Here is a 26,784-nt window from a genome sequence, read left to right on the forward strand (position 1 = left end):
GGCAAAAACTCCCTATGTCCTGTTAGTGGCGTCGAGCGAAAAGCGGGTTCAATACGATTTGTCGATTGTCTTGAGCGCGCCCTCGGGCAGGACGTCATTCAAAAGGCTGAGGAAGTCTCGCTGTGCCAGATCGCGCGCGCGGTCGACCAAAAAGGGAATGGGGCTGGATGGTTCTGCGGTCCGGAAAAATGCGGCCACTTTGGCCAGCAGGCCCAAGGCCTGTGCTCTATTTTTTACAGAAAAAACAGTATCTTGAACTTCGCTCTCGATCCCGGACGCGGATGGGGTCGCAAGCTCCGCCATCCGTTCGATGGGCAGGTCGAAGAACTTGTCCCGCCCGATATTGATCGCGGCGCTCTCGACGTGGGCAGGCACCAGCATTCGCATCACTTCGATGAAAGATTTACCAACCATCTCCTGCGCCTGACGCACCAGCAACAGGGCGGGATTGGACGGTTCCATTCGGGCGAAATAGGCAGCAGCGGCGGCGAGCGCCGCAGTGGCCTGCGCCGACGACGTCAGCGCACCGGTTGCCTCAAGGGGAGTTTGCGTGTCGGATAGTTCAGCGTCGTCTGACGGCGCAGCCACAACGGCGGACGGGTCATGCTCCGCGACGAGACCCGCAAGCCAGGCGGCCATGCCATTAACGACGCCGGAGACCCCGTCGAGGCTGATGGGTTGCCCCGAGTTCAACTTTTCGTGCCAGATCGTCTTGATGCCTGCAATTTCGGCCGCGACTGCCGAACAACGTGCACTCACCGCCCTCAGGGTGTCGAGATCTGTGTCGTCGATAATGCGCTCGATGATTGCAAGATCGGGACCGTCAATGTCGGCGTCACCGGCGGGAATTTCTCCCTTGGCAACCTGATAGGCACGGTAGTTGAGGGTGCCTTGTCTGCGATTTTCGATCAGCGGAAAGAATTGGAGGGGATTGATCACGGTCGGAAACACGTCGATCGCTTCGATCGTTACGGCGCGAAGAGCGTAGTCGCCGTCTTCGGCCCTCGGATGTACAGCTTCCCACTGCTCCCTTAGCAACGTGGTCGTCGCCTTCAGGCAATTGAGAAAGCCGTCAAGGTCCCGGTTGAGGATGGAGAACTTGGCCAGCAGCATGTTCAAACGCAGATCGCGGGTGCGCGCCAGAAGAGGTCGTGCGGCGGCAAACTGGCCGGCGATGTCGATGGCCTTCGGATCGAAGCGCCCGCGCTCTCCATTGGCGTTGACGACCTCGAAATACGACATCGGCAGAAGCGATTCCGCACCTGCGAAGAAGTTGAGGTACTGAACGTCTCCACTTGCATCGAGATCCGGTCCGCAGGGATCGTCCGCGGCGACCGGCTGGGTCAAGGAGGCGACGTCGAGCATGATCGTCCATCTGCTGGGCCCCGCCGAACCCCGTGACGTTCAAGGGAGAGCGGAGAGGGGACTATAATCCGATTGTCTTATGGGTCAGATGCTTGGCGGTCCCGGTTCATTCCCGATGATCATGACAGTTTCGCGTGAACCAGCAAGCTCTTGGAGGCGACTACTTGAAGGCCGGGGTGCTTCTTTGGACGGCTGCTGTGGCGCGTCAGGAGGCCAACCCCGGGCGGACTTACCGGCCTCCCAGAGGGGCCAGGATGTCTGTGGTTCGTGCATGACGCCTGATCTGCTCTTCGGAGCCGATCATGCGGCCGACGAGGGAGTTTAACGCCCACATGGGCCAGCTTACCCAAGATACCCGCCTCTGCGAGCTCAAGACGCCACTCGGCAAGGACGTTCTGGTTTTCGTCGGATACGAAGCTTCGGAAGGTCTCAGCGAGCTCTTTGAGTACCGTATCGAATGTCTCAGTGAGGACGCCGATCTCGACTTCGACCGCGCAATCGGTCAGCAGTGCACGCTGAAGATAAAGCTTCATGAGAAGGAGCGCGAGTTCAGCGGCATTCTCACCGAAGCGCAATGGCTTGGGGTGAAGAACGACGATTTCAGCTACAGAATCGTGCTTCGGCCCTGGTTATGGCTGCTGTCGCGAACCACCGATTGCCGGATATTCCAGGACAAGAAGGCGCCCGACATCATCAAGGAGGTCTTCAACGATCGCGGCTTCACCGACTACGAGTCGAACCTGACCGAGGAAGGCTCCTGTCCGAAGCTCGAATATTGCGTTCAGTACCGCGAGACCGATCTGAATTTCGTTTGCCGACTAATGGAACAGCACGGCATCTACTACTTCTTCAAGCACGAGGGCGGCAAGCACACGCTGGTATTGGCGGACTCAAAATCATCGCACAGTCCGATCAACGGGCTCGCCACGATCCCCTACATCCCGCTGACGGGCGCCGATCGGCGAGGTGAGCAGCACATCTACGAATGGGTCTCGGAGCGCCGGTTTCGGACCGGCAAGGTCGAGCTCAACGACTACAACTACCAGAAGCCCAATGCGCAGATGATCAGCGACGCCAAGGGCAACGAGAGTTACACCCGCTCGGAGATGGAATTTTACGACTATCCGGGCAAGTTCAAGGAAAAGTCCGACGGCGAGCGCTACGCGAAGGTCCAGCTCCAGTCCGAGCAAGCCATGGACCGGCGGCGCCGCGGCAACGGTGATGCAGTCAGCCTGTTCCCCGGCGGACTGACCAAGCTCGAGAAGCATCACAAGGACTCGCAGAACGTCGAATATCTGGTGGTACGGGCCACCCATTCGTTCTCGATCGAAGCGTACCGCACCGGTGGTCCCAGCGACGCCGGTCAGCACGTCTATTTCGGCAGCTACGAATTCCTGCCAAGCGACCGCCCGTTCCGGGCGCCGATGCTGACGCCGAAGCCAAGGATCAACGGCGTCCAGACCGCCAAAGTCGTGACCAAGGAGGACAATTCGAGCGAGGAGATCGACGTCGAAAACCTCGGCGAAATCTATGTCCGGTTCTTCTGGGACCGTAAGAAGAAGCGGTCATGCCGGTTGCGCGTCGCCCAGGTCTGGTCCGGCAAGAAATGGGGCGGTCAGATCATTCCGCGCGTCGGACAGGAAGTGGTCGTCGAATTTCTGGAAGGGGATCCCGACCGGCCCCTGATCGTCGGCACCGTCTATAACGACGAGTACAAGCTGCCCTACGACCTGCCGTCCAAGAAGACGATCGCGGGATTGAAATCGGATTCCACCAAGGGAGGCGGCGGCTACAACGAGTGGAACTTCGAGGACAAGAAGGGCTCCGAAAAGATCACGGTGCATGCCGAGAAGGACCATGACGTGACGGTTCGCGACACCGAGACGCGGACCATCGGCGAAGCCGCGCTCGGCGGCGACACCCGCAAGACCACCCTCGTCAACGGTAACGACAAGCTCGATATCGAGTTGGGCGGTCAGCATATCACCATGACGATGGATCAGTCCGTCACCGCAGGCCTCACCATCACGCTCATGGCCAACGTCAACATCACGCTGCAGGTAGGCGCCAGCCAGATCATCCTGACGCCTGCGGGCATCGTCATCAACGCGCCGACTATCGCCATGACGGCGCAGGGCGCCATGGCGCTAGCAGCCGGGGGACCGCTGGGTGCCCACGGCCTGCCAACCCTTGTCGGCTGAGCGCTATGAGCCAGGTTCGGTTCGGTACGGTGCAGGATCTCCTTCAGGCGTATCCAATGGCGCGCCATGACGTCGGCAGGGCCGAGGCCGATAAGCCTTCACTCGATTTCCTCCAGGACGCCACTGATGCGCGCAATTGGCACGGGGCCGTCTCCTTCTGCGCCTATCTGCTGCCCCGGCGCGTCGCCGTTGCCTGGGGTTGTCGCTCGTTACGACGGATGTTCGACCATTTCGATGCCAACGACGGCAGGTCGCTGAACTACGTGGAAACCTGGGTCAGGCAACCCGACGAGCAGTCCCGGAACAAGGCGTTGGCCGTCGGCAACGCCAACGATCCTGAACAGCCGGCGACATGGCTGGCGCTGGCGGCCGGATGGTCTGGCGGAAGCGTGGTCCCGGCGGAGTTTGCGCCGGTCGAAGCCAAGCCCGATCAAGCCGCGCGCGCGGTGCGCGCGGCCCTGCTGATCGCCCTCTGCCGGCTCCCTCGCGAGTCCCGGGACCGGATAATGACGGCATGCCTGGAGGATGCTATTCAGTTGGCACGCGGCGAACCGCGCTCTCCGCGCTAACGAGACGAAGAGATGGTGCTTCGCTTCAATATCGAGAACGAACCGAACCTTCCGGACGGTGGCCCAGTGTCATTTACGGTCACCGGCAGGCGCTCGGTCGATATTGGCCGTGACCGTCACCTCGATTGGACGTTGCCGGATCCGGCGCGGATGATCTCCGGAAAGCATTGCGAGGTGCATTTTCGCGAGGGCGGCTATTGGCTGCATGACGTCTCAACCAACGGCACTTTTCTCAACGGCGCCGACCAGCGAATTCGGGGACCGCACCGGCTGCGTGACGGCGACCGGCTCACCATTGGCCAATACATCATCGGGGTCTCACTGGAGGATGAGGCGGGCGGGCATCCGCCGGACCGCGAGGCACAGCAGCACGCTCCTCTCGTACAGCAACATGCCGATTATCAGGAATTGTGGGCGGCCGATCGCGACGTACCGCCGCCCATCGATCCGCAGCAATTGAAGAAGCCGCGCGAGGCGGCGCGCCCCGTCAATCCGGAGTTTCTGGATTGGGCGGCGAGCGTCCCGTCGCCGGGTGTGGATCCCTTTCGACGTCCACCGCCGACGTCCCCGTACCAGCCTTCCGCGCAGGACGACATGAGCTGGGCCGACGGCCCGGTCGCGGCACCGAAAGCCCCCATCGAACCGCCGCCCGCGATGCCGACCCCGCGCCGGCCTTCGGTGTGGGCCGATGCTGAAGCCGCGCCCGTCCAGCCACCGCCACCACATGCCGAGCCGCCGCGCCCGGCGCAGGTGATGGACGAAGCGCCGGCGCCCGCCATGCCGGCCGGCGGCGCCGACTTCGCACGGCTGGTGGCACGCGCCGCCGGATTGCCCGACAATTTCTTTGCCAACAAGGCCGATGCCGAGCTCGCCGAACAGCTTGGTAGCATCTTGCGCATGACCGTGGACAATCTGATGGCGCTGCTGCAGGCGAGAACTCAGGCCAAGCAGCTGACGCGCAGCACCAGCCAAACCACCGTTCAGGCGATTGAGAACAACCCGCTGAAATTCTCGCCGACCTCGGAAGATGCAATGCGGATTTTGTTCGGGCCGAAGACGCGGAGCTATCTCGACGCGCAACGCGCCTTTGCGCAGGGCTTCAGCGACCTCAAGTCACATCAGTTGAAGACGTACATGGCGATGCAGCACGCTGTTCACGAGCTCATCACCGGCATCGATCCGACCCTCATTGCGCGCGAGCTCGAGCTTCAGCGCGGCGCCAAATCCTGGCTCGGCTCGAACAAGAGCAAATTGTGGGACGAGTTCATGACGCGCTGGAAGGCGCATCTCGGCCGCGACAACAGCGCGCCGATCGATACCTTTATGCTGCATTTCTCCGACTATTACGACCGCTCCGACAAGGGCGGTGCAAAGTGAACTTGCGGCGGCCGTGCGGTCGCCGACATTGCTAAAGTGGATGTAGGGATGTCTTGGTACAGCAAGGTTTTTTGGTCGGAAGGTCTGTTTCTGCGGCCGCACCATTTGCAGCAGAATGATCGCTATGTCGAACACTTGCTGGAAAAGCGCGTTCGCTACACGACGCCATACCCTTGGGGATTTGCCCAGCTCGAGATCGACACGGACCTCACTGAACAGAGTAAATTTGCGGTGCGCAACGCCTCCGGCGTCATGCCGGATGGCACGCCATTCGACATCCCAGCGGACAGCCCGATCCCGGACGCGATCGAGGTGCCGGATTCGGCTGCCGGCCAGATCGTCTGGCTGATGATGCCCATCGCCGCACCCAACACCCGCGAAGTGGACGAAGATCGGACCGACAGCGCCAGCCGCTATGTTCGCACTTCGGAGACTTTCATCGACTCGACCTCCATGCTGCGCATCGAGGAAGAGATCGACATCGCCTATCCGCGGTTGTCATTCGAATTGCGCAAGACCAGCAAGCCAGGATACATGGGCCTCGGCATCGCGCGCATTCTGGAGGTGCGCGACAAGAACGTGCTGTTCGACGACAAGTTCGTGCCGCCGATGCTGGTCTGCGCCGCACATCCGATCATCGACGGCTGGCTCAATCGCATCATTGGCTGGGTCGAAACCAAGCTCGATGAGCTCGCACGCTACGCGGTCGATCCATCGTCTGGTGGCGGATTGCAGAGCGTGGACTATCTGGTGCTGCAGGTCCTCAACCGCACCATTCCCGTGCTGACCCATTTCCAGCGCTCCGGAAGTGTCCATCCCGAACGGCTGTACGAGGAGTTGCTGAGGTTCGCCGGTGAGCTTGCGACGTTTGCCACGCCGGAACGCCGTGCACGCAACTATCGGGCATACGATCATGATGACCTCGAGAACATTTTCACCCCCCTGGTAAGCGACATTCAGGACTTCCTGAGCGCTCGGCTCGGCCGGAGGGCGATCCGCCTCGAGATCATCGAGCGTGCACAGAACGCATTCGTGTCGCCGATCCGCGATCGGGCGCTATTCCGGAATGCAACCTTGGTGCTCGAAGTTGCAGCACGGCGGCCGCTCGTGGAAATCCAGAACGATTTCCCGCATCTGTTCAAGGTCGGCCCGAACACCAAGATGAACGAGATCGTGCACGCCAACCTGCCGGGGTTGACATTGGTGCACTTGCCGACCCCGCCGCCGCACATCCGGGCAATCACCGATCACGTCTATTTCTATCTCGATCGCAAGTCGCCGCTGTGGCCCGAGTTCAGCACGGCGGCCTCGATCGGGATGCACTTCTCCGGCGACTGGCCGGAGCTTGAGCTGTACCTTTGGGCGATCCTGGAAGATAGGCCATGAGCGACAGGGACAAGCCGGTCAATCCTTTCGGTCGGGGCGAGCGGACGATCATCCGTCCCAATCCCGGCGGGAAGTTGCCGCCGGCGCCTGCCGCCCAGCCGCCGGCGGGAGAAGGGCCTGCAGCACGCCCTGCCTATTCGCCGTCGCCCGTGCCGTCTCCCGGCGCCGCGCCGTCGTCATCGTTTTCCCCGGTTCCGCAGGGCCCGAGCTACGCCGCCGCACCAACCAGCCATCCGTCGGAGGAATGGATATCGACCCCGACGCAACCCTCCGCGCAGCAAGCGATGCTGCCGCCCGGACCGCCTTTACGCATCGACGATCTGGTCGCGCCGAACGCCAATCCGGTGATGCGCGCCGCAGGGCCCTTGCTGCAACTGCTCGGCCGCTTGCGGGTGGCGCTCATGCGCGCATCATTCGCAAGTTTGATGGAACAAGTGGCCGATGCCATAAAATTCTTCGAGAAGGACATCCGTTCGGCGGGCATCTCCGAGCACCAGGCCAATACGGCGAAATATATCCTGTGCGCCACCGCCGACGATATCGTGCAGCATATCCCGACCGAGGAGCGCCACGTCTGGACGCAATACTCGATGTTGAGCCGGTTCTTTGGCGAGCGAGTGGGCGGTGTCCGCTTCTTCGAGATCCTGGACCATTTGAAGGTTGATCCGCTGGTCAATTATCCGGTGCTCGAACTGCAGCATGCCTGCCTCGCGCTCGGCTTCCAGGGCATTCACCGCACATCGACGGGTGGGCTTGCCAACCTCCAGGTGATCCAGCGCAACCTGTATGAAACGCTGCGCCGGGTCCGTCCCAAGACGATGAGCGACCTGTCGCCGAACTGGCGGGGGCAGGCGCTGGCGGCTCGCCGGCAGCGCCTCCGTGTTCCGGTTTGGCTGGTAGCCGCCGTGGTCGCCGCGCTGCTGACGGGCTCTTATTTCGTCTTGCGCACACTGCTGGCCGGCCGGTCAGAGAATGCCGCCGAGGTGGCGCTGGCCCTGCATCCCACCGATCCGATCGAGCTCAAACGCAAGGTGATCGCGCCGCCGCCACCGCCACCACCGCCTCCGCCACCACAGCCGGACCGCATCACCCAGTTGCAGCGCATCCGCAACGCGCTCGCCAAGGAGAATACCGCCTGCGCCATGACCGCGGACCAGACCGCGAGTTTCATCGTGATCAGGGTCTGTGACCTCGCACTGTTCTCGTCGGGCCAGGCCACCATCCTCGACGGCTTCAAGCCGATTGCGGTCCGGGTCGCTGCAACCCTCGACAAGGAGCCGGGACGAATCCGGGTTGTCGGCCATACCGACAGTTCGCCGATCCGCACCGTGCGCTTCCCGTCGAACTTCGAATTGTCGGTCGAGCGCGCCAAGGCGGTCGCCGCGGCGCTGAAGCCGGGCCTGGCCGATGGTTCACGTGTCGACGTCGAGGGCAAGGGCGCGGACGCGCCGATCGCTCCCAATACGACACCTGAAGGACGCGCCAAGAACCGGCGTGTCGAAATCTTTATTGAACGCAGCGAATAGCTGCCACCACAGCTCACGCTGTTTGCGACAGGTACCGGTCAATGCTCGCCAAGGATATTATCCGCATCATTCTTTACGGAGTTGGGCTCAGCTCGCTCGGCTGCGTGATCTATTTCGCCGGTCCCTTCATCGCATTTGGCGACTGGCACCCACTCGAGAACCACATTATCCGCCAAATCGCAATTCTGCTGCTCACCACGGCGGCGGCTGGCATCGGCGGCTTCAGCTACTTCAAGCGACGCAAGAACGCCGAGAAGATCGCCGACGGGATCAGCGCGTCCGATCAGCCTGTCAGCGACGAACCGGTGCTCAAAGAGCGCATGAAGGATGCACTCGCGACGCTGAAGACCGCAAGCGGAAACAAGTCGGGCTACCTCTACGATCTGCCCTGGTACGTCATCATCGGCCCCCCCGGCGCCGGCAAGACCACAGCGCTGGTGAATTCCGGGCTCAAATTTCCGCTCGCACGCGGAGCAACGCCGGCGGCGATCGCGGGGGTCGGCGGTACCCGCTACTGCGATTGGTGGTTTACCGAAGAGGCCGTGCTGATCGACACCGCCGGCCGCTACACGACCCAGGACTCCAACAGCAAGGCTGACAAGGAAAGCTGGCTGGCTTTTCTCGACATCCTGAAGAAGAGCAGGTCGCGCCAGCCGATCAACGGCGTTCTCGTCGCCATCAGTGTCGAGGATGTGCTGACGCTGCCGAAGCAGGAACTCGCGCTTCACGCCGACGCCGTCAGGATGCGCCTCCTCGAACTGCATCAGAGGCTCAAGGTCAGCTTCCCGGTCTATGCCCTCTTTACCAAGACCGATCTGGTTGCCGGCTTCACCGAATATTTCGCCTATCTCGGCGAGGCCGGTCGCCGTCAGGTCTGGGGCGCCACGTTCCAGACCGCCGACAAGACGCAGAATCTGGTGGGGCAGATTCCGGTCGAGTTTGACCGTCTGCTGGAGCGCCTGAGCGAGGAAACGCTCGATCGTCTGCAGGACGAACCGACGCCGCAACACCGCGTCCAATTGTTTGGCTTCCCCGCGCAGATGGCGCGCCTCAAGCCGCAGATCCACGACTTCCTCAACCAGATATTCGAACCGACGCGCTATCACGTCAATGCGAACCTGCGCGGGTTCTACTTCACCTCGGGTACCCAGCAGGGGACGCCGATCGACCAGTTGATCGGGTCGCTTGCGCGCACGTTCGGCGCCGAGGAGGTCGGTTCCGGATCCTATTCAGGAACGGGCAAGAGCTACTTCCTTGCCGATCTCATTTCCAAAGTCATCATCGGTGAGGCTGACTGGGTCTCGACTGATCGTGCTGCGGTCCGCCGCGCGCTGATCATCAAGACCGCAGCGCTGTCCTTGATCGGCCTTGTCTCGATCGGGCTGATCGCGGCGTGGCTGACGAGCTACAAGCGCAATTCCGACCTGATCGAGCAGAGCCTGCAGGTGGACAACGAATATGCAGCCGCCGGGGCGCCGCTCATCAAGCAGACGCTGATCGACGACCACGATCTCGACAAGGTGTTGCCGCTGCTCTATCGGCTGCGCAACGCGCCCGCAGGCTACGGATTGCGCAACGAGGCGGTGCCCCTGTCGGCCCGCTACGGCCTCAGCCAGCATGAACGCCTGCTGTCGCCCTCCAAGGCCGCCTATCACGCCGCGCTCGAACGCATGTTCCGGCCGCGCCTGCTGTATCGCCTGGAGGAGCAGCTCAATGCGCGCATCAACGAGCCCGCGTTCGTTTACGAGGCGCTCAAGGTCTACCTGATGCTCGGCGGCCTGCAGTCGCCGGACCGCGAGCTGATCCGCTCCTGGATGCAGCGCGACTGGCAGGACAACCTCTATCCCGGCGCAACCAACGCGGAAGGACGGCGCCTGCTCGATGAGAATCTCACCGCGATGTTCGACCTCGAGACGGACCAGCCGCCGCTTGTCCAGCTTGACGGCCGGCTGATCAAGCAGGCGCAGAACTCGCTCGCGCGCCTCAGTGTGTCGCAGCGCGCCTACGAGTTCCTGAAATCCGAGGCGCGGTCATCAACCGCAGGCGACTGGATCGCCGCCCGGCGCGGTGGCCCTGATATGGCCGTCGTGTTCGAAACCACGACGGGGCAGCCGCTGGACGCCGTGCGGGTGCCCCAGTTCTTTACGTATAACGGCTTCCAGCAAAACTTCGTCGCGAAACTGCCGGGATTGTCGGAGCGCATGAAGAAGGAGCGCTGGGTGCTGGGCGATGCCGGCCAGCAATCGGCCATCGACCAGCAGTACGACAACCTCGCCGGCGACCTCTTGAATATTTATTCCAACGAATTTGTCACGACGTGGCGAACCGCACTGGGCAGCTTGCGTCTGAAGAAACTGCTCGCCGACAAGCCGAAATACGAGGTGCTGAGGGCGCTTTCCGCGCCAACCTCACCGATGCGGCAAATCCTGGAATCGGTGCGCGACGAGACGGTGCTGACCAAGGAGCGGCCGAAGCCGGCCAACGCAGCGGCGCCCGCTGCGGCCGCGCCGGCACCGGCTCTTTTCACCAACGCCCAGGATGGACCGCCCGGGGCGACGATCGAAGCACAGTTCAAGCCCTATCATGCGGTGCTGGAGGGCGACAGCACGCACCGGCCGATCGACTCGACCATCGCCAACCTGAACGATATCGCGCAGAACCTGACGCTGATGGTCGAGAATCCACAATTGAACGCGCAGGCGACCGCTTCGCTTCAGACCGAGGTCGCTGCCCTGCGCAATAATGCCTCCCGCATGCCGTCGCCGTTCTCCGACATGCTGCGCGCGGCGGCTGCGGAGTTTGAAGGCAACATCGCAGCCTCGACCGCCGGACAGATTCTGCAGACGTTGCGCGATCAGGTTACGCCGGTTTGCCAGCAGACGGTGACCAATCGCTACCCGTTCGTCCGCGGTAGCAATCAGGAGGTTCCGCTCGCCGACTTCGCCAAGGTGTTCAGTCCGAACGGCGTCATGGACAAGTTCTTCACCCAGTACCTCGCGCCTTACGCCGACACCTCGAAATCGGACTGGGCCTGGCGAAAGGAAAGTCCCGTCGGACGATCGTTCTCCCCCGACACGCTGAAGCAGTTCCAGAATGCGGCCTATATCCGTGATGCTTTCTTCCAGACCGGCGGCAGTGTGCCGGCGGTATCGTTTGCGATCCGGCCGCCGGGCGCATCCGGACCCGGCGTGTCGGTGACGACGGAGATCGGCGGTACTACAATCGCGAGTCCGACCACGCCGGGCGCGCCGACCGCGTCGTCGATGTTCGGCGGCGCGCAACCTCCGCCGCCGCCACCGCAATCGCAAAGCAACCCACCGACCACCGTGCTCTGGCCGGGCCCATCGCCGCGGACCGCGATTTCGGTGAGCAACGATACCGGAGCGCCATCCATTCTCGAGCGCATCGGTCCCTGGTCGTTGTTCCGGATGCTGGAGGCGGGCTCTTTGGCTGTGAAGGCGGAAAGCGCCAGTGCGACTTTCATCGTTGCCGGGCGAGAGCTCAACTATCAGATTTCGACCGGATCGTTGCGCAATCCCCTGAAGCTGTCCGTGCTCCGCGAGTTTCGTTGCCCGACCGGAATATGACCATGCGTTGCGGGCTATTCGGCAAGATCTGCGCCAAACGCGATTTCATCGCGATCGCAACGCCGCGCAGCTTCCTGGAAGCCTGGGAGCCGTGGGTGCAGGCTGGGCTGTCTGCAAGCCGCCATCAGCTTGGCTCGGGCTGGCAGCAGGCCTTCCTCACTGCGCCGGTGTGGCGCTTCTGGCTCGGCGCTGCGATCTGCGGCACCACGGTGACAGGGGCGATCATGCCTTCGCTCGATGGGGTGGGGCGATACTATCCGTTGACGCTGCATGCGGTGAGCGACGAGATCGCCTTGTTGCCGCCGCCGGGCATCGACCCGCAGGATGAATGGTTCGCCAAGGCGGAGGCCTTTCTGCTCTCGACCCTGGATCGCGCCGCGACGTTCGAGCAGATCTCGGATTCGCTGGATCGTCTTGCGCTGCCGCGAGTACAGCCATCGCCCTCCAATGGATCGGACGTGACCGCATTGGGCGCAACGGGGGTGGGAGCGCTTTCAGACGTCGGCGCGTTCGCCCAGTCGTTCACCGCGCTTGCTGCCGCAAATCCGCAGATCCATGCCGCTGCCAGTTTCTGGTGGACCGCCGGTGGGGAGGGCTTTCCGTCAATGGCGCTGGCTTGTCGCGGATTGCCGGATCCGTTTCACTATTCCACGCTGCTGACCGGCGATCTCGGCCGTACAGAACCCGGGACCGGGTGACGCGCGATGGTGCAAGTCGCATCCTTGTTCGATGTTGGCAGCGTCACCCATGCTGGACGGGTGCGGACGCGTAACGAAGATTCCTGCCTGGTCCGGACCGATGTCGGCATGTGGGCGGTCGCAGACGGCATGGGTGGCCACGAGGCCGGCGATCTCGCGAGCCGCATCGTCGTGCAGTCGCTTGATGCAATAGGCATGACGGATTCCGCCGCCGACTTTCTGGCGGAGTGCGAGGAGCGGCTGTTCCGCGCGAACCAGCAGATACTGACGCTCAGCCGGGAACGTCAAGGCGCAACCGTCGGCACCACGGCGGCGGTTCTGCTCGTGCGCGACGGCTATTATGCCTGTATATGGGCAGGCGACAGCCGGGTCTACCTGATCAATCGCGGTGGCATCAACCAGGTGTCCCATGATCACAGCGAGCTGGAGGAACTTATTGCCGGTGGTGCGGTGTCGCGCGAGGACGTCAAGGACTGGCCGAGCAGTGCGATCACCCGGGCCGTCGGCGTCGCCGACGATCCGGAGTTCGAGGTCGTGACAGGTCCGGCCGAGCCGGAAGATGTCTTTGTGATCTGCAGCGACGGCCTGACCAGGCATGTGCAGGACGACGAGATCCTGCAGTATGCAGCCACGCAGCGCGCGCAGGCGGCTTGCGATGATATGCTTGCTTTGGCTCTGGACCGAGGAGGGCACGACAACGTGACGATCGTAGTGGTGCGGCTGCTGATGCCGCGATCCTCGGAGCCAACGAGAACGCCGCTGGATCGGGAGCCGCAAGCATGAACTCCAACGATCCGTTCCGGTCGAACTACCGCAGTGTGCCGCCTGGCACTCGGCTCAACGGTATCTACGAGATCGAAGCGGTGATCGGCGCGGGCGGGATGGGCGAGGTCTACAAGTGCCGTGAGATCCAGACCGGATCGCCGGTTGCGGTGAAGATGCTGTTGCCAGACATGGTCGAAAACGAGGCGGCGCTTGCGCTGTTCCGGCGCGAGGCGGCGGCACTCCACAATCTTCCGCACGATGCGATCGTTCGCTATTTCCTGTTCACGGTAGAGCCAGTACTGCAGCGGCCATATCTCGCGATGGAGTTCGTGAATGGCCGCTCGCTGTCGAACATGCTCGACGAGGGCCCGTTGACCTTCGAGGCGCTCGTGAAGCTGATGCAGCGCGTCGCGTCCGGGCTCGATGCCGCCCACGAGCATGGCATCATCCATCGCGACGTCTCTCCGGACAACATTATCGTCCCGCTCGATGATGTGAGGCGCGCCAAGATCATCGATTTCGGTATCGCGCGATCGACCCAGATGGGTGACAAGACCATCATCGGCTCCGGCTTTGCCGGCAAGGACAATTACGCATCGCCGGAACAGGTCGGGCTGTACGGCAACGAGGTTACCGCCAAATCCGACGTCTACAGCTTTGGCCTCGTGCTGTTTCATGCGCTGACCGGACAGAAGCTCGACATGGGCGGGAGCCAGTTTCAGCTGGTTGAAAAGCGCCGGCGCGTACCCGATCTCGGTGCGGTAGACATGCGCATCAGGCCCTTGCTGGAGCGGATGCTGCAGCCCGATCCGGCGTTGCGTCCAACCATGGCGGAAGTCGCCAACTGGACGCCGACCGGTTTGGCTCGCACATCCACCGCGCCGTTGTCCGGCTTCGATCCGTTGGCGCGGCCCGAAAGTGCCGCGCAGGTCCGACAGGACATGGCGCCATCGACCGCTCCAAGGTGGCGCATCCCCTGGCTCGGTGTGAGCGTGGCAGCGGTGCTGCTTGTGCTCGGCGGGAGCGGGTATGCTTTATTCGAGCTGGTCCGGTCGACGCCCGGCGTGCCGACTTTGCCGCCGCCTCCGAAGCTTTCGGGAACGATGTCGCCGACGAAGGTTGAACCCCCGCCAAAGCCCGAACGTCAGGAGCCGGCGAAGCTATTGCCACCGCCGACGGGGACACCCACTCAGCCCAGTGATGGGCCGGCGCGAGCCGACCGCATCCGCAAATACGTGGCCCAATATTCCGGCGGCGACTGCTTCTTCATCTTGCCGGTTGCGGTTAGTCAAACCGCCGCGGTGATCGAAGGCTTCGGTGCTTCGACGGCTCCGTTCGACACGTTCGACAAAGCGTTCCGGCGGGAGCAGGGATTTGAGGCGTCGGTTGGTGTCAGGCAGGTGACCGAGGCACAGTGCCCTGCCGTCAAGTTCCTGAGCCAGCTCGGGAGCGATCAGACGCGAGTGCCGCGTATCACCCTGTCGGCGACGGAGCTAAAGGGAGGCGAAACCCTCAATGGCACCATCGAGAACTTCGCGAACCGCGTAGTGGAGCTGCTCATGGTTTCGGACCGCGGCGAGGTGCAGAGCCTGTCCTACCTTTTGAGGCCGGGAATCGACTCGCTTTCGTTCACGCTCCCGACACCGCGCGCGAACGGTCCGCAACTGCTATTGGCTGTGGCCACGCCGCAGGTTCTTGACTCGTTGCGCCAGCCGAGACCGACGGCCGCTGATACATTCTTCCTGCAGGCGTTGAGCGATTCCCAGCGCAACCATGTGGCGATCACCGCGGCGGCACGCTACGTGTTGCTCACGAACTGATCAGCGCGCTCGGCGCATGATCCGGAAAAGGTTGAAGCAGTTTTCCGCTGGGATCATGCTCAATCAATGAGCTAAAAGCCGCGATGGCAGTTCATCCCAATTCATCGCGGTTTAGAATTTTCCGATCACCAGGATCTTCAGGTCGGTATCCGGTTTGAAGTCGCTTGCCGTATATTCAGACGTGCGCCCCGCAGGCGATGCCTTGAGCCGACCCTGACAGAAGCTGACCAGGCGGTCGCTGCCGCCGGCGTCGATGGTCAGCTTGAACGATCGGATCGGACCTGCCCAATTCGCGCCGGTCTTGAGCACGTATGATATGCGCCGCTCCTGCAGCTTCGCGCTATTGGCCTGGACGTCGCCTGCGCGCTTATCAAGCTCGGCGAGGAATGCATCCGTGACGCAATATTCCTTCCGATAACGCGCGACCTCCGGACCAAGCGCGCTGCTGCGGCGCAGGCCCGCGCGCAGGATAGTGTCTGCACTGGAGCCGACGCTCGGCCGGTACTGATGTTCAACGACAACGGTGCGCGCGGGCGGGAACACCTGCTGACGTACGGCGGAGGTCCTGGTGACCCAGCCGGGTGCATATTGCTGCCGACCGTTGTCGCTCATGCCGGCGGGCATCAAGAGCCCGTCGTCCACCAGCCGCGTCCGGATTGTTGCGGGCAGGTCGGCCACCCGGATCTCCCGGCTGCCGATGGGCAGCAGCGGCAGCTTGAACTGGCGGAGCTGAGCGCTGACATCCTTGTCGCCAATCATGGCGCGCTGATCGATGGTCAGTGGCGCCGGGCTGCCGTCGACCTTGGTCTCGAAGTCGACGAAGTTCACCGGGTCGTTCGACGGCAGGGCAATATTGTCGGCTTCCGAGAGGTCGATGTCAGGCAGCGGAAAGGCCACAGTCAGCGTAACCGCCTTGTTGGTGATGTTGGCGAATTGATAGCGAACGCTGACCTTGTCGAGCGCGATACGCAGATCCTCGCTCTCCATAGCCACATCGTTGGTGTGAACGAACTGCAGCCCGCCAATCGACAATTCGGCAGCCGAGTCGTTGGCCTGCGCCGGCCAGCCGGTTGCAACCATCAACGCGGCCATCAGGGCCCGTATCCAGAACGAAGGCCGGGGCGGCGGTTCATTCACCATGCTAGTCTCCATATGGCGTGGCAACATGTGCCGGTTCCGCCCGGCAATGGATCAGTCGAGGGCCTGGTAAAGCTCGCCCCATTCGGACTTCCAGACGCCGTCCGGATCCCACACCACGATCGCGAGCTTTACATCATTGGCGAGCCGGATCGCGCCGCGAAAGGCATCCTGGGCCGGCAACGGGGCGCTGACCTGGTCATTTGACAGCCGCCCGCCGCTCGCAGCCGCTGGCATCACGACCGATGCGGTGGCGCCGCCATTGTCGCGTTTCAGGACCAGCGTGATGGCGTCGGGCTGGACTTCGTTGACCTGTTCAAATCTGTTCCTTGTCATGAATTTGCACCGCAAGCTGAAGAATTCGGACTATCACCGTCCAGTGATAGAATTGAACGGGATCGAGATTGCTCACCACTAATTGACGCGCCGCACTAACGGCATCTCGGATTAGTCGGTCCGGCGCGACGATCGGTTCGGGGTACACTGAGGCGAATATGTTTCGTCGATTTTGCTGGACTTGGGTCTTCATCGCCGGTGCCGGCATTTTCGCCACCGCGGCGCACGCCGAGGATACTGTCGTGCGCAACTTCGCCGGCGGTTCGGCGCCCTCGATGGTAGGCATCGTTCCCGCCAGCGAGGACGTGGAACTGGGGGGGCCCCAAGCGCTCAGCGCCGACGGGCAGGGCAACCTGTTCGTGCTCGACCAGATCAACGGCCGCATTCTCCAGTTCGATCCCAAACAACCGAACTCCGCCCCGGACGTCCTGAAGATGCCGAAGGATGTCCAGCCGACCGACCTCGTCGTTCACAACGACGACATCATGGTTTGGGACGGCGGCGTGCGCACGTTGAAGGCAGCGGCGGGGCAGTCCACGCGTGGGCTCGGCGACGAGATCCAGCTCGAGGAGGTCTCAAGCCGCGGCGTGGACGATCAGGTCGCCGTCTCCGCCTTCGCCCAGATGGGGTCGCAGCCGCCAGGCAGTGCAACCGACCTACTCGACCAGAACACGCGCGCGGCCGTCATCAGGAAGGGGCGGCAGCCCGACCGGCAATACATCGCGTCCCGCAAGGGCTCGGTGATCGCCGACGTCATCCCGGACAAGGACAATTCGAGCGTACGGATCGAGATCCAGACCATGGTCACGAACGAGAGCATTGGCGCGCTCGGTCTGCGCGTGCGCGACCAGCTCGGCACGGTCGAATTTCTCGAGATTGACAACAGCGACCGCTTCTATGTGCTGGCCGAGGACATCCCACCGTCGGGGAAGAACGCCTCGACCTTCGTTGCACGCTATGCCGCAAATGGTCGTCTCGAGGGAATCTACGAACTGCCACTCGAGAACACCCCACTGACCAGGCGGTTCGTCACCGTCTCGGGTGATGGCGATGTCTATTTCCTGCGAACCAAGCCGGACGGTGTCGAAGTGGTTGGCGTTGGCTTCAAACCGCTAGGCAACGTGTCGGTCATCGACGTGCGGCCGTCGCGTGCCTCAGCGAAGCCGGCCCCGGGCTCCAACGGCCGACCCAACAACGACGTTAAGTTCAGCGCGACTGCCGCGGTCCGGCCGTCCAATCGTCAGCAGGCGATCGAGACCGCGTTCGCATTCGAAGGCGTGCAGTGGAAGCTGACGCAGGCGAACTATGGCAACGATCCGGATAGCCAGTGCAGCGGATTCAACCGCGTTCGCCGGCCGTGGTATCTACAGGGCAAGGTGAACCAGGAAGTGCGCGGCGTACCCTATTGCTGGGGCTGCCACGGTTCGCTCGCAAACTTCCGGCAGCGGATCGAGAGCGGGACGCTGGCCGGCAACGTCTGCACCCGCAACGCGCCGCGGCCGGACGTGGCGGGCGTTGACTGTTCGGCGTTCGTCAGCGCCGCGTGGGGACTCTCGGTTCACTACACGACCGCCGCCATCCCGGCGATCGCGACGCCCGTGTCGAATCCGTGGGACCTCAAGCCCGGCGATGCGCTCAACAAGCCGGGCTCCCATGTGATGTTATTCCTGCGGTTCACGCCCGATCGCAAGGCGGAGGTGATGGAATCCTCGACCGGTGGATGCAACGGACGCGTCTGCCGCAACGTCTATCCGTTGGCGAGCTTGCTAGCACGTGGCTACAATCCGGTCCGTTTCCGTGCCTTCGCGGATGACCAGGCGACGGTTTCGGCGGATGCCTATCAAGAGGACGATGCGCCGACGGGGCGCAAATCGACGGCTGCCAAAGCCGCGACCAACAAGCCAGCGACCAGGAAGCGCTGAACCCGCGGTGTCCTCGGCGCTACAGATGATTGTGAACTGCTGCCCGCTGGCTGGCGTTTCGAACGCCAGGACGGCGGGCCACCGCCTCGATCCGACAGTCTGGTTCCGGGGCGGCCTGCATGACGTCGAGGTGGATCAGGATGCGAAGCTCCAGAGGATTTGACCACAGGTTCGGCCGCTTGTGCGTCGCCATCGCGCTCGCCGCGATGATCGGCCTGCCGCTGCACCATGCTCGGGCGGCGGAAGCGCTTTCCATCAGCAATCCGGATGGCGGGGCCGTGCGTGCGCTCGTGATCGGCATTGATGATTATCAACACGTCCGCAAGCTGAAGGGGGCGGTCGCCGACGCCGCCGATATCGTGTCCAGCCTGAAGACGATGGGGGTTGGCGACGTCGTCGAGCTGGCCAATGCCCAAGCGGACAGGGCGAGCGTGCTGCGCGAAATCAGCGCGATGGTGGAGCGGACAAGGAACAACGATCTCGTCTTTCTGTCGATCGCTGGCCACGGCACGCAGGAGCCGGAGCGCATCAAGGGCTCGGAGCCGGACGGCATGGAGAACGTGTTCCTGCTGCCAGGCTTCGAAACCACGCCGACTGGATCGGTCGAACGTATTCTGGGGAGCGAGTTCAACCACTTCATCCGGCAGTTCGTACTGCGCGGTGCGAAAGTGATTTTCGTCGCGGACACCTGCCACGGAGGCGGAATGGTGCGCGATATCGATCCGCGGGCTGAGGAGATGAGTTTTCGCCAGGTGCCGCGCTATACGCTGCTGGTCGATGAATTGAAACCGGTGTCGGACAGCAACGATCCGAAGTCCGAGCTCGATCTCGATCACACCGCGTTCCTGGCCGCCGTTGATCGCAATACCAAGGCCCCGGAAGTGCGAATCCCCGGCATCGATGGCCTCCGCGGGGCTCTCAGCTACGCGGTGGCGCGGGCCGTAGAGGGCAGCGCGGACATCAATCACGATGGCAAGGTGACACTCAGGGAGCTCTTCGCCAACGTCCGCCAGGTGGTCTATCAGCTTTCAGACCAGCGCCAGAACATCGTGACGATATCGTCACCCGCGCAGGCGCCGGAGACGGACGTCGCCTTCGAACTGACGCGCGGCGTGGTGCTCATTCAGGGGCCGGCCGCGAGAACCGCCACTGCTCAGGCTACGGTTTCCGCCGATGGGAAGGCGCTCCCCGCACCGGTTGCCACGACCAAGACTCCGACGGCGCCAACCCTTGCCGCCGCGCCCAATTCAGCTCCCGGCAATCCAGTTCCGACCGGCACCGCGCTCGCCGGCACCGCACCGGCGCCCTTCCGCCTTTCAACGCCAATCCGCTTGGCGGCGCTCGACGGCAAGATGAGCTATTTCTCGGGCGTGAGCACGAAGGATGTCACCGTACAGGCGGTTCAGCCGACGGATAATCCCGACTTGATCTGGGACCCCGTGTCTCATGACGTGATCGCCTGGGGCGATGTGGTCGCCTACGGGATGGACGTGGCCAATTTGCCGACAGTCGTGGATCGCACCGCGGCCATCCGCGAGCTCAAGCGAATTGCGACTCGTTCGCCCCAGACGATGCGTATTTGGCCGGACGATCGACAGCAGCGCGCCGGCCAGACCATCGAAGTTGAACTGTCCGACGTCGCGGCGAGGGCGCTGTTGCTGTTCAATGTGTCAGGCGATGGAACCATCCAGATGTTGTATCCCGTGGGTACGGATGCGCCGTTGGCCAAATCGCCGAGCTTGCGGCTGCCGCTCAAGGTGGGCGAGCCTTTTGGCGCCGAACAGATTGTCGCGGTAACCTCGCAGCAGCGCATGTCCGACCTTGAGACCGTCCTGATCCAGCTCAATCGGCGTCGTGCGTCGGGGCAACTGATCAAGAGTCTCGAGCGTTACCTGCCAGCGGACGCGCGGATCGCCTCGATCGGCTTCTTCAGTGCTCCCTGACGGTTTGACCGGGGGAGCCATGTCGCCATCGGAGCCGATCCGCCGCGAGCGAATATACCTTGCGTTGCTGCTCCTGCTGATGGGAGGGCCCGCGCACTCAGTGCCGTTGCCCACAGAATCCCCGCATGCAAGCGCGGCGATCGCTTCATCGCTTTGGCGCATCCAGGTCACGCGCGGACAGACCAGTGCGGTGCAGAGCAATTCCGCGAACGTGTCCCTCGAGATCCTGCCGGGTCCGACGGTCGAGGTCGGCGGCAAGGTATCGTTCGGCGTAACTTCCAGGAAAAAGGGCTATCTCATTCTGGTCGATGTGGATGCGGAAGGACGGATGTCCCAGATCTTTCCGACTCCCGAGTTGGTGGAGCAGTCGGACGAACGCGACATCAATCTTGTCAAGCCCGGCGTCCAGTTCATAGTGCCGACGCCAGCAGCGCGGCAACGTGGCTTCGAGTATGTCGTCGCACCGCCGACCGGCTCGGCTATCATGGTTGCGATCCTCAGTGAGCGGCGTGTGCAGTTGCTCGATTTGCCGGATCTTCCGCGCAAGCTGCAGAGCCAGGCCGACGCCTTGAGCTACCTGGCGGCCTGGACCAGCGAGTTGCGTGTGCCGGATAGCGGCAACGGAAGACTGGTGTCGAACAATTGGTCGCTGGACGTCAAATCCTATTCCATCAAGTAAGCCGGGGCCGTCGACTGGTTCAGAATTTGAAACCGAGCGAGAGCGTGCCGGACGTTTCCATCTTGCCGTCAACCGAGCAGCTGCCGTTGAGCGCGATGCTGACACGCCCGAACTTCGCGACGTCGACGCTGACTCCGACGCGGGAGAAATCGGTTGGCGAACTCGGGATCATGAAGTTCACGTTGTCGAGCGCCCAGAACGGCAGCTTGCCCTGCAAGTCAGTTTTCCAGAGCAGCTCGACAAAAATATGCCGCAGCGCGTCCGGATCGACGATGATGGTACCTTTGCTGTCCCTGACGACAAAGCCCATCTCGTCGATGTGAAAGTTGCAGATCCGCTTCGAGACGGCACAATGCACCGAGGTGAGATCAGGCAGGTTCATTGAATCGCCGAACCGAGCCGATGCCTTGGGATCGATCGCAGGCCCGGTTCGCAGGTCGGTCGTCGCAACCGGTCTTTCCTCCGGAAATGTCTGCCAGATTTGACGAAAGCCGATGCCCTCGGTTGCCAGGAACGAGGCATTGCCGAAGAAATGACCGCGGCCGGATCGTTCTCCACGGAAAAAGACACTGTTGCCGGCGGGATATTTCAGATTCGTCAACACATCGAGAAGCCGGTTGTGATCCTTGGCGACGAAATTGATGCCGTCGAGCACGAGCCGTCCTGCCTCCAGGTGCGAACCGATGTGCTCGTCGAGATCGACACCGAGACCCTCCACCCGCCGGTAGATCTTCCTGAACACCTCGGTGTCTCTCGCGGTAACGACCCGGGCCCGTCGCAGCGCGTCGAGACGCCGCTCATCGTCTTTCTCCAGAATGTAGATCCGGCACAGCCCGGGCCGGTCGATCGCAATGTCGAGATGCACGTGCGGAGCTTTGCCGGTCTGCGTGAAGCCGACGCTCTTGACCCCTGCTTTCAGCCTCGGGTCATAACCTGGCATGTCGATCTGGTCCGAGCCCAGCCGCGGCGCCTTGCCGGCGGCGTCGAGCAATTGCCGCCAGTTGTCGCACATGAAGTCGAAGCCAAGCGGATTCCAGTACGGTACAAGGTCGTGGATCTTGTAGAAGCCGTACAGCTGAATGCCGGCTTCGTGCAGCTTCAGCGCGACCTTGTTCATGTCCGCCCGCATCGCGGCGCGGTCCTGGCCCGTGTTGCCGGCCTTTGGTGCGGTGTTCGGGTCGAAGGGGCTGCCCGTCATCTGCGAAGGTCTCCTCGCGTCACCACGGCGGAAGCTAACAGCTGGCCGGTTGGCCGGCTAGTCCGTGATCGGCCGCAGCCGTTCCCGCAAATCTACAGCTTGCTCAGCCGGCCGTAGAAACCGCCCCGGGCGATCATGTAATGAATGTCTTTCGGAAAAGGAAAAGCGTCGCGAACGTTTGAGATCGCCTTTTTCAGGAATTCACCGTGATGCGAGGCGGGCTTGTGGCCCAGGGGAGCCTGGTCGGCGACCTGCGGAATCATGAAGCGGTCCACGTAAGCTGGATCCAGATCATTGACCCTGACCATCTGCCCGAAGGCTGGAAATGCGTCATAGTGACCCACGCTCACATTGAGGTTCTTGAGAGCAGGGCGCGATGACGGAGCACGATCGCCATCGAGTGTTGCCAGTCCGCGTCCAATCAAATCCAGCTTCACCGATTGCGAAAGCGTCGACGGACCGTAGACGATTTCGAGTGCGCAGGTGCTCTGCCCAGACAACCATTGGTACCAGAACGTCGCGTCATCGGGCTGTGCCATCGCGCCATAGAGGCAGTCAAATCCCCAGCAGGCCGACAGGTTCGGCTGATACTTTCCGAGGCTTCCGACCAGATTGCGCATGCCGTTCCCTCCGCCAGAATGGCAGGCGATGATGAGCTTGCCGATCTGGAACTGGGGTACGGTCTGCGAGCCAGGCTTGGTCCCAAAGCCGGAACTGGTTCCGAGAGCAGGAGCCAGCCACTTGGCAAGAGCCCCGAGTATTTCGTCGAGGTAGCGTTCGCCCCATTTGGCAGAGGCCAGATCCTTGACGCTGTAGTTGCCGGCGAAGCTTTCGCCGACGGCATATTCGTAGCCCAGGAATGGCGCGATAAGCACAACGTCCCTGCCGGAATCCCGGACCTGTTCGCGCAAGCGCGCGGGATCGTTGCGGAACAGGTATTCATGATCCCTGACGTAGAATCCATGCAGCCAGAGCACGACATCGAACTTGGTGGCGGTCGTGAGGTGCTTCGGCGGGAGATAGACCGCCGTCGGCCTCATGCCGGGCGCCTGCCGTTTGGTGAAGAGGGTCACACCTGGAAAGGTGCCGATATCCTTCTGCTCCAGTTCGCACGTTGTCACTCGGATCGCTCCGCTTCGGGCACCTCTTCTGCGGCGCGCTAGTTGCAGACCTCGACATTTCCACCATTGCCGGCGGTACCGCCGTCGCCGCCACGATATTCGATGTGACAGCCACGATTGACCTGACGGCACAGAAGCCGGTCGCAATAGATCTGGCCACTGCTTCCCTTGGCCGTCGCCTGCCGCCGTGGCACGCGAGCCTCCGCGGCCGGAGCGAGCTTTTCGCGGGCCGGCCGATCCGCGCGGGTCGGGCGCTCGTCCGTTCTACGGCTTGCAACGGGTTTCTTGCCGCGCCGTTTCTCGCATTCATTGCTGTCGTTGAGGAACGAACCTTCGGCGCAAGTGATCTTGCTGCACTGGTCGCCGTCGGCTCGGTAGCCGTGGTCGCAGATCATAGGACAGATCCGCGACGGCCGGAGCTTGATCGCGTCGAGCACATCGAGACTGGCAAGCTTGGTGTCGAATTTGGTCCCCGCTTGCCGGTTGAAGAGCGCCAGCGAGCGCTGCGAAGCCGCATTCCATTCCCCATCGACGGCACCCGTGAAGCATCCGACGCGGCTCAACTCGCTCTGTACCGACCTGGCAAGATCGGCTTGAGGGATATCGGCCCTGGCCGGATCGACTTGGTGCGGCCCGTCGGTCAGGGCAGCGATTTTTGCGTTCGTGTCGTTCTGGACGGACTCAGCCGCCGGAGGCGAACCAACTGCGAGGGAATTCTCGGTCGCGGACCTCGGGGTGAGTGCAGCGATGATCGATGCCTCGGAGGCGGCCCGCTTCCGCTCGGCATCAGTCGCTTGCTGCTGCGCCACCTGCTTGGTCGTTTCGGCGGCAATACGGGCGTTCTCCGCAGCCTTCAGGTCTGCGGCCGCCTTTTCCTGGTCGGTGCGCTGGGCGCCTTCGGAAGCCAGCCGAACGCGCTGCTGTTCGGCCTGCCGCGCTTTCTCGGTCGCCGCAATCCGTGCGTCCTCCGCCTCGATCTGGTTGAGCTGAAGCTTTGCCAGACTGGCGTAATACCCGTCGGGATGCTGGCTCAGGAATACGCCCAGGGCGGCCTTGTTGTTGAGTAGCAACGCCAGTTCATAGTCACGGCGGACCTCGGACTGGGGATTAGCCGCCGCAGGCGTCGGTTCCTCTGCCTTGGCACCAGGCACGAGAGCAACGTCCTCGCCGCCCAACGAGCCGTAGACGTAAGGCTCCTGCCGGTTTCCTGTGGCTTGCAGGACGTCGTCGCGGACAAAGCCGAAGACCCTGCGCAGGTCGAGGCCCGGCTTTGCGATGTACTTGACCAGAGCCGCCGCGTACGGGCTGTTCTTGCTGTTGCCGTCGAGCGCCGTCAACCCGGCCTTTGCGGCGAAGGCGATCAGCGTATTGGACACGGTGGGCTCGACCCTGGCGAGCCCGCGGCTGATCGATCGTGAGGCGACCGTTCGCTTCATGGTATCGGCAAAAGGATTGTTGCGGCACGCATCGACGATCACGACCCGTAGCTGTCTCGCAGGCTCGATCGCCAGCAGCACACGGTCGAGCGAGAACGCCTCGTCGTAAATGTCCGTATCGCGTTCGAGCCTTGCATCGGTCGGGATCAGATAGTTTGTGCCATCGATCTCGATCCCGTGGCCTGCGTAGTAGACGAGAGCAATGTCGGCGTCGCGTACTTGATCAGCGAAATCCCTCAAGGCTCGCTTCATGTCTGTCGCGGAGAGATTGAGCCTCGAGTCGACCACGTCAAACCCTGCCGCTTTCAACGTCGCTGCGATGGCGGCGGCGTCGTTGGCGGGGTTGGGAAGCAGGGGTGCGTTTTGATAGGTCGAGTTGCCGATCACCAAGGCCACGCGCTTCGTCGCGGAAGCGGGCTCAGCAGTCAGGACCAGCAAGGCGCCGAGGAGAAGGGCGAATAATCTGATTTGCGTACAAAAGCTCATGGCGCAACGTCCAGCATCAGCCGAGAGGGGAGCGTCAACGAAGATGGCCGCGCAGAATGCTTAAAAAGGAGCTCTCGGCGGCCGCTTGTCTCCGTCCAGGAGCAGTCTCGAGCCCGATCCATTCCTAATGTTGTCGCGTATTTCAGTGAATGCGTTCAAAGGCCTGGGACGATTGTCGGGCCGGGCACGTTGGGCATGGTTGGCGCTTACAGGGGGCGTTTTTGTAATTTAACATACTGATATTTATTGATTTTTCGATCTTCTGCGATGGCTTCGTTGAAGCGCAGGAGGGCTAGGCTTGGCTGGGATCGAAGTTCCGCTGGCGGCACATCAAGCGGAAGTGAAATCCGGTGTTAGACCTGCGGATCGATAGCTTTGGTCGCAAGCTCTTCGCCGGCTTGATTGGCCGATCGCCGAGGTCGTGCAGGGATCAGAAAAGGAGTTGCAGCGGCGTAGGCGGCATATTCCGGAAATGCCTGCCTCAGGATCCGCTCTTCGTTGATCATCCGTCGGCATTGGCTCGTCACGACCATGATGGCGACGAGGACGGCAAGCGGTGAGAGGACCTGGAGTGTCATGCCGACCAGGGCAACCCCCTCGCAAAGATAGAGTGGATGCCGCACAATTCCATAAGGCCCTTCCGTCACCAGGCGCCTGGCCTCGGCCAGGATGCTGAACGATTTACCCAGCCAACGGAGCACCACGATACTGAGCGAGATACCCACCAGGATCAACGTCGTGGACACGGCCGACCAGATCGGTCCCAACTCAGCCTTCGGAAGAAACGCGAGCGCGATGCTCAAGAATGTGCCCAGCAAGGCTGAGACCCGCGTCTCAATGCCCTGCGACTTCATGATCGGCACCAGTCGGGTCACGGTTACCAGTGCGACGAGGCCGAGGAACAGGACGTTGGCAATTCTGGCGGCGACCGTCAGCAGGTCGTGGATATTGTCGGGCGGAAGCAGGCGAGGGACGCTGGCGGCGCCCACGAGCGCAGATCCGCCATAGACGATCACGACGGCTGCCTTGGCGGTCCAATCCGACCAGCGATTGACCTCGCGCCCGGCGATCCGTTTCCCGGCGATCCCAGCCTGGTCGAGTTTCGCGTCAATCACAGGAGTGATCCCGCTCGTTCGAAATCTGCCTCACTAAACGGCAGGCTTGCCGGGAGGTCAATCGACCGGGAGCGCAGTCATGCCGCCCCTTGTGGGTTCCACTTGCTGACAGAGAGG

19 protein-coding genes are annotated in these 26,784 nt (G+C 62.5%); 12 read left to right on the forward strand and 7 right to left on the reverse strand.

Going from position 1 to position 26,784, the window contains the following annotated elements:
* Positions 1-48: 48 nt before the first annotated feature.
* Positions 49-1,365, reverse strand: a complete 1,317-nt coding sequence (locus tag ABIA96_RS11595; RefSeq protein ID WP_354137187.1) for a type VI secretion system protein TssA — start codon at positions 1,363-1,365, stop codon at positions 49-51.
* 332 nt (positions 1,366-1,697) lie between these two features.
* On the opposite strand from ABIA96_RS11595, the gene ABIA96_RS11600 reads away from it, so the two are divergent.
* The 9 genes from ABIA96_RS11600 to ABIA96_RS11640 are packed head-to-tail and all read left to right on the forward strand — an operon-like array spanning position 1,698 to position 15,294.
* Entirely contained in the window at positions 1,698-3,566 is a 1,869-nt protein-coding gene (locus tag ABIA96_RS11600; protein WP_354137664.1) for a type VI secretion system Vgr family protein, read from the forward strand.
* Positions 3,567-3,622: 56 nt separating this feature from the next.
* Positions 3,623-4,135 (forward strand): DUF6931 family protein, encoded by a 513-nt coding sequence (locus tag ABIA96_RS11605; RefSeq protein WP_354137188.1) that lies wholly within the window; start codon positions 3,623-3,625, stop codon positions 4,133-4,135.
* A gap of 12 nt (positions 4,136-4,147) precedes the next feature.
* Positions 4,148-5,512 carry a type VI secretion system-associated FHA domain protein TagH gene (gene tagH / locus ABIA96_RS11610; RefSeq protein WP_354137189.1) on the forward strand — a complete coding sequence of 455 codons (1,365 nt, stop codon included), beginning with the start codon at positions 4,148-4,150 and terminating at the stop codon, positions 5,510-5,512.
* A gap of 48 nt (positions 5,513-5,560) precedes the next feature.
* Entirely contained in the window at positions 5,561-6,898 is a 1,338-nt protein-coding gene (gene tssK, locus ABIA96_RS11615; RefSeq protein WP_354137190.1) for a type VI secretion system baseplate subunit TssK, read from the forward strand.
* Complete coding sequence (gene tssL, locus ABIA96_RS11620; protein ID WP_354137191.1) at positions 6,895-8,424, forward strand: type VI secretion system protein TssL, long form; 1,530 nt, start codon at positions 6,895-6,897, stop codon at positions 8,422-8,424. The genes tssK and tssL overlap by 4 nt, the downstream gene beginning before the upstream one ends.
* 41 nt (positions 8,425-8,465) lie before the next feature.
* Positions 8,466-12,011, forward strand: a complete 3,546-nt coding sequence (gene tssM, locus ABIA96_RS11625) for a type VI secretion system membrane subunit TssM (RefSeq protein ID WP_354137192.1) — start codon at positions 8,466-8,468, stop codon at positions 12,009-12,011.
* Complete coding sequence (tagF, locus tag ABIA96_RS11630; RefSeq protein WP_354137193.1) at positions 12,008-12,709, forward strand: type VI secretion system-associated protein TagF; 702 nt, start codon at positions 12,008-12,010, stop codon at positions 12,707-12,709. Before tssM ends, tagF begins: the two co-directional genes overlap by 4 nt.
* Before the next feature lie 6 nt (positions 12,710-12,715).
* Positions 12,716-13,492, forward strand: a complete 777-nt coding sequence (locus tag ABIA96_RS11635) for a PP2C family protein-serine/threonine phosphatase (RefSeq protein ID WP_354137194.1) — start codon at positions 12,716-12,718, stop codon at positions 13,490-13,492.
* Entirely contained in the window at positions 13,489-15,294 is a 1,806-nt protein-coding gene (locus tag ABIA96_RS11640; RefSeq protein WP_354137195.1) for a serine/threonine-protein kinase, read from the forward strand. Before ABIA96_RS11635 ends, ABIA96_RS11640 begins: the two co-directional genes overlap by 4 nt.
* A gap of 111 nt (positions 15,295-15,405) precedes the next feature.
* Here ABIA96_RS11640 and ABIA96_RS11645 read toward each other — a convergent pair whose 3' ends face one another.
* A complete protein-coding gene (locus ABIA96_RS11645; RefSeq protein ID WP_354137196.1) occupies positions 15,406-16,434 on the reverse strand; it encodes a DUF4424 domain-containing protein in 1,029 nt (342 codons plus the stop codon).
* Positions 16,435-16,485: 51 nt separating this feature from the next.
* Positions 16,486-16,767 carry a hypothetical protein gene (locus ABIA96_RS11650; RefSeq protein WP_354137197.1) on the reverse strand — a complete coding sequence of 94 codons (282 nt, stop codon included), beginning with the start codon at positions 16,765-16,767 and terminating at the stop codon, positions 16,486-16,488.
* Between the two features lie 158 nt (positions 16,768-16,925).
* Between ABIA96_RS11650 and ABIA96_RS11655 the strand changes: the two genes are divergently transcribed.
* From ABIA96_RS11655 to ABIA96_RS11665, 3 genes are all read left to right on the forward strand, one after another.
* Positions 16,926-18,689, forward strand: a complete 1,764-nt coding sequence (locus ABIA96_RS11655; RefSeq protein WP_354137198.1) for a hypothetical protein — start codon at positions 16,926-16,928, stop codon at positions 18,687-18,689.
* 140 nt (positions 18,690-18,829) lie between these two features.
* Positions 18,830-20,632 (forward strand): caspase family protein, encoded by a 1,803-nt coding sequence (locus ABIA96_RS11660; protein ID WP_354137199.1) that lies wholly within the window; start codon positions 18,830-18,832, stop codon positions 20,630-20,632.
* Between the two features lie 100 nt (positions 20,633-20,732).
* Positions 20,733-21,311 carry a DUF4384 domain-containing protein gene (locus tag ABIA96_RS11665; RefSeq protein WP_354137200.1) on the forward strand — a complete coding sequence of 193 codons (579 nt, stop codon included), beginning with the start codon at positions 20,733-20,735 and terminating at the stop codon, positions 21,309-21,311.
* A 19-nt stretch (positions 21,312-21,330) separates the two neighbouring features.
* Here the strand turns inward: ABIA96_RS11665 and ABIA96_RS11670 are convergent, their stop codons facing one another.
* From ABIA96_RS11670 to ABIA96_RS11685, 4 genes are all read right to left on the reverse strand, one after another.
* The gene (locus ABIA96_RS11670; protein WP_354137201.1) at positions 21,331-22,509 is read right to left on the reverse strand and encodes a hypothetical protein; all 1,179 of its coding nucleotides are present in this window, start codon (positions 22,507-22,509) and stop codon (positions 21,331-21,333) included.
* Positions 22,510-22,601: 92 nt separating this feature from the next.
* Positions 22,602-23,630, reverse strand: a complete 1,029-nt coding sequence (locus ABIA96_RS11675; protein WP_354137202.1) for a hypothetical protein — start codon at positions 23,628-23,630, stop codon at positions 22,602-22,604.
* A gap of 38 nt (positions 23,631-23,668) precedes the next feature.
* Positions 23,669-25,552 (reverse strand): caspase family protein, encoded by a 1,884-nt coding sequence (locus tag ABIA96_RS11680; RefSeq protein WP_354137203.1) that lies wholly within the window; start codon positions 25,550-25,552, stop codon positions 23,669-23,671.
* Between the two features lie 353 nt (positions 25,553-25,905).
* Positions 25,906-26,667, reverse strand: a complete 762-nt coding sequence (locus tag ABIA96_RS11685) for a methyltransferase family protein (RefSeq protein ID WP_354137204.1) — start codon at positions 26,665-26,667, stop codon at positions 25,906-25,908.
* Between the last annotated feature and the right edge of the window lie 117 nt (positions 26,668-26,784).

It is taken from the genome of Bradyrhizobium sp. LB11.1 (genome assembly GCF_040549385.1).
In the GTDB taxonomy this organism is placed as follows: Bacteria; Pseudomonadota; Alphaproteobacteria; order Rhizobiales; family Xanthobacteraceae; genus Bradyrhizobium.

Excerpts from the sequence above, each read along its gene's own strand:
- ABIA96_RS11635 (WP_354137194.1), top strand. The coding sequence starts at position 12,716 with ATGGTGCAAGTCGCATCCTTGTTCGATGTTGGCAGCGTCACCCATGCT.
- ABIA96_RS11600 (WP_354137664.1), top strand. The coding sequence starts at position 1,698 with ATGGGCCAGCTTACCCAAGATACCCGCCTCTGCGAGCTCAAGACGCCA.
- tagF (WP_354137193.1), top strand. The coding sequence starts at position 12,008 with ATGACCATGCGTTGCGGGCTATTCGGCAAGATCTGCGCCAAACGCGAT.
- ABIA96_RS11645 (WP_354137196.1), bottom strand. The coding sequence starts at position 16,434 with ATGGTGAATGAACCGCCGCCCCGGCCTTCGTTCTGGATACGGGCCCTG.
- tssL (WP_354137191.1), top strand. The coding sequence starts at position 6,895 with ATGAGCGACAGGGACAAGCCGGTCAATCCTTTCGGTCGGGGCGAGCGG.
- tssK (WP_354137190.1), top strand. The coding sequence starts at position 5,561 with ATGTCTTGGTACAGCAAGGTTTTTTGGTCGGAAGGTCTGTTTCTGCGG.
- ABIA96_RS11660 (WP_354137199.1), top strand. The coding sequence starts at position 18,830 with ATGCGAAGCTCCAGAGGATTTGACCACAGGTTCGGCCGCTTGTGCGTC.
- tssM (WP_354137192.1), top strand. The coding sequence starts at position 8,466 with ATGCTCGCCAAGGATATTATCCGCATCATTCTTTACGGAGTTGGGCTC.
- tagH (WP_354137189.1), top strand. The coding sequence starts at position 4,148 with ATGGTGCTTCGCTTCAATATCGAGAACGAACCGAACCTTCCGGACGGT.
- ABIA96_RS11595 (WP_354137187.1), bottom strand. The coding sequence starts at position 1,365 with ATGCTCGACGTCGCCTCCTTGACCCAGCCGGTCGCCGCGGACGATCCC.
- ABIA96_RS11655 (WP_354137198.1), top strand. The coding sequence starts at position 16,926 with ATGTTTCGTCGATTTTGCTGGACTTGGGTCTTCATCGCCGGTGCCGGC.
- ABIA96_RS11650 (WP_354137197.1), bottom strand. The coding sequence starts at position 16,767 with ATGACAAGGAACAGATTTGAACAGGTCAACGAAGTCCAGCCCGACGCC.
- ABIA96_RS11605 (WP_354137188.1), top strand. The coding sequence starts at position 3,623 with ATGGCGCGCCATGACGTCGGCAGGGCCGAGGCCGATAAGCCTTCACTC.
- ABIA96_RS11670 (WP_354137201.1), bottom strand. The coding sequence starts at position 22,509 with ATGACGGGCAGCCCCTTCGACCCGAACACCGCACCAAAGGCCGGCAAC.
- ABIA96_RS11680 (WP_354137203.1), bottom strand. The coding sequence starts at position 25,552 with ATGAGCTTTTGTACGCAAATCAGATTATTCGCCCTTCTCCTCGGCGCC.
- ABIA96_RS11640 (WP_354137195.1), top strand. The coding sequence starts at position 13,489 with ATGAACTCCAACGATCCGTTCCGGTCGAACTACCGCAGTGTGCCGCCT.